General features: G+C 34.2%; 4 protein-coding genes and 1 pseudogene. 4 read left to right on the top strand and 1 reads right to left on the bottom strand.

Annotation, left to right across the window (positions count from 1 at the left end):
• Positions 1–344: pseudogene (locus ACFIL8_RS08605) on the top strand (hypothetical protein); the annotation flags it as partial.
• 433 nt (positions 345–777) lie between these two features.
• Positions 778–942 (top strand): hypothetical protein, encoded by a 165-nt coding sequence (locus ACFIL8_RS08600; protein WP_273758902.1) that lies wholly within the window; start codon positions 778–780, stop codon positions 940–942.
• A gap of 733 nt (positions 943–1,675) precedes the next feature.
• On the opposite strand, the gene ACFIL8_RS08595 is transcribed toward ACFIL8_RS08600, so the two are convergent.
• Positions 1,676–2,419 carry a nuclease gene (locus ACFIL8_RS08595; RefSeq protein WP_375689453.1) on the bottom strand — a complete coding sequence of 248 codons (744 nt, stop codon included), beginning with the start codon at positions 2,417–2,419 and terminating at the stop codon, positions 1,676–1,678.
• 158 nt (positions 2,420–2,577) lie between these two features.
• On the opposite strand from ACFIL8_RS08595, the gene ACFIL8_RS08590 reads away from it, so the two are divergent.
• The gene (locus ACFIL8_RS08590; protein ID WP_375612518.1) at positions 2,578–2,928 is read left to right on the top strand and encodes a TrbC/VirB2 family protein; all 351 of its coding nucleotides are present in this window, start codon (positions 2,578–2,580) and stop codon (positions 2,926–2,928) included.
• Between the two features lie 27 nt (positions 2,929–2,955).
• The coding region (locus tag ACFIL8_RS08585; RefSeq protein ID WP_375689451.1) for a type IV secretion system protein VirB3 at positions 2,956–3,198 on the top strand (243 nt) is incomplete at its 3' end.

Raw genomic sequence — 3,198 nt, 5'->3', positions numbered from 1 at the left:
GTACAGGACATCGTGCTTTGATAATAGTTTTAGAAGAATATCGATCTAATAAATCAACAAACGAAGATCCCAGCAGCATTACCTTAATTTGGTTTGATGGGGGTATAAATGGAAAAAAGCGCGATATGGTCGACAGAACTTTTCACAATGGTTTAAGAGAGCTCATACAAAAAGGAATTTTGAAACCAAAATTGCCTAATCAATACTGGGTGAATCCTATTCTGTTATTCAAAGAAGAAAAAGTTGCTTTTATGAAAGAATATCAAATAGAATCATCTTCTACCAAACCGGATATTTCATCCGTTGAACATCAAACAGATCTTGAAGATTTTATAACAAAATAACTTGTATCATTTATCGTACTGTGTATATTGTGGAGCATCTTGATTTAAGCGCGTGAGGGGAAAATAATGTCAAAATCACAAATAAGCAAAGAGGCGCTCGTCCTTTTGCTTTTATGGCTTCGTGGTCCTTTAAGATTGATACTAAGCCTTATAATGATAATAGGGTTTGTGGGATTGTTTACAATTCCTATTATGATATTATCAATAGGTTGGTCAAAAGCACTAATAAACATTACAATTTGTTCCTTTATATTAGGTTTTGGCTCTTTCCTTCTAATTTTTTATTATGATAAACTTATAAGATATTTACAATAAACTGTTCACATATTTTTCCATTAACAATACTAATAAAAAACAAAAGATCACGATAATTAAATCTGTATTCCGATATAATTGATGAGATTAATACATATAATTTTTAAAGAGGGGAAAAATGAAAAAATTTATTTTAATATGCTTGGCTCTATTGACTATAGGATTGAATATTACAGGTTGTGGTAAAAGTGAAGAGGAAAAACGTAGAGCCCAACAAGAAGAACAAGCTAAAAAGTTTTTTGAAACAAAATCGCCAGATACAGATCGTGGACATGCATATTAAATAAATACCCCACGACAATAAAATGTGAGTTATCAATCTCTAACTAAAAGAGTATTTTGTGTAACTCACACCTGACAACGTCATTGTACACTTTAACACGTATGAAGACAATCAGTTTTAAAAACTTTGGAAAGGCTTTTCATAACCTATCCGCTTAACGCTAAGTATTTATATAACAAAATACCCATTTATTATCTTTTCTTGTCTTTTTTATAATATTTTCAAATATATATCACTTAAAATACCTTATTATTTTCATCACTTTCTTTTGACTTATCCCCCTATAAGCTTTCTCTTTAATCATGATCTCAAAGCCGCGTGAGAAAAGAACAAGATAGGCCTTTTGGTTATTGATAAGGGGCACACGTGCGCCTAACGATACGCTTTTACAGAATTTCCCAGCCTTTAAAACTTAAGGCTTTTAGCCTTCTCATTTAAATGCAGGTTTGATGTCATGATTTTGGGGTGCGATTATTAAGAGTTTGAGAAGCGAAGAGCTTTTCATTTAAAAAGCAAAACGAAATGACGTATAGCCAAGGAAACGCGCTCTCCCATAGCACTGTAGTAAACAACCTATAAGGATATTTTAAACACAACAAATTTTCATAACGAGCGTTGTCCACCAAGGACTGTGTGGATTATCATTAACTTTTTTCTGATAAGATTTGCAGTAGAATATTGTCTTGATTTTTAAATAGCGCTTGAAAAGACGCTTTATCAATAATGGTCAATATTAATTATGGTCAATGGGATTATAGCTTCCATGATCTCTTCGCCAATCTTCTGGTTGTTGAAATTGGCTCGACCATAAACCGTTTTGTGCTTTTTGAGCAGCAGATTGTAGAGTTTTATAGTCTGCGGGGGATGGAAAATGATGCTGATCTTTTGTCAACACCATCAACCCTTCTGCCAGCCCCAACCGCGCCAGATCAACCCCATCTACAAAACATTGTGCATAATGAACCTGTTGAACGACACGTGCTTGCCGACAAGTAACCTTTTTATCAATTGTTTTTGAAACAAGCCAAGCCGTAACAAAAGCACCGCAAGGCCACTTAACTCCGTTGCGTGAGGCAAATTGTCGTGTTTCACAGCTTTCCACACCATATAAACGGATATCACGGATGATCTTTTTTCTCCACCCATCATCTACAAGCGTAATCATTTTAAAGGTCACACCACTTGTGACCTGTATAGCACCGGAATAGACCGGCACATTTTCTTCATAAAATTGTGATGCGATTGGTTCTGAATGCAACACCACATTTTGTTGGATTGCGTCTTGTTGGTTTGCATAATCTATCAATTGTGACTTCGGACTTTGAACGGGGTTTCCAATTGTCTTTTCTGATCCTTCAAAAAGAGAAAATTGCATAATATTTTCAGTATGTTGACTGAAATAAAAGTATCCTAAAATAATAATACAAATTAAGACAATATATTTAGGCGCTGCTCGAAGATATTTTAAAAGTATCATTTTGAATATTACTATATTTTTTGTTCATTAAATAATAAAAGATTAAATATTATTAATTTATCGATAGAAAAAAATATTTTTTTCATTTATATGATTCCCGATTAATATTTTGAATATTAATTTTATGATCAACTTAAACATAAAGCGGGGGAATTTTCATGAAAAACATGAATAATTCGTTCATTAATGAACATACCTTACAAAAAACTATTCTATCCAACACCCAAAAAAAATGGTTAACAGCAGCATTGATGCTGTTTATTGCCTTCATGGCACTGAGTGAACCAGCATTTGCTGATGGCGGCTTCGGAAAAATTGAAACTGCTCTTCAAAAAATAGTTGATGCTTTAAAAGGACCAATTGCAAAATCAATCGCAACCATTGCGATTGCTGGTGTTGGGCTTGCATGGATTGCTGGTTATGTTGAAATGCGTAAAGCTTTCTTTGTTTGTGTTGGCATCGGCATTGTTTTTGGTGCATCGCAAATCGCATCAATGTTTATGTCTTAATTCGCTTAACTTTAGCCTTTCAAAGCCATGAAAGAGCACGACAAGCTAACAGAAGATACGTTATTTCTTGCTTGCACGCGCCCTGCAATGATTGCGGGCGTAACAGTGGAAGCTATGGGATTAAATGCGATAGGAACGATGATATTGTTCATTATGGCAGGCAATATTTTTTTTCTAACCTTTGGTGTGATGCTGCATTTCATATTCAAGGAAATCCTAAAGCATGACCATAACAAATTTCGTATTCTTCTGACATGGCAAAAGACATCT

It is taken from the genome of Bartonella sp. AP57NXGY (genome assembly GCF_042195805.1).
Taxonomy (GTDB): Bacteria; Pseudomonadota; Alphaproteobacteria; order Rhizobiales; family Rhizobiaceae; genus Bartonella.
This window is presented reverse-complemented; position numbering and strand designations above follow the sequence as displayed.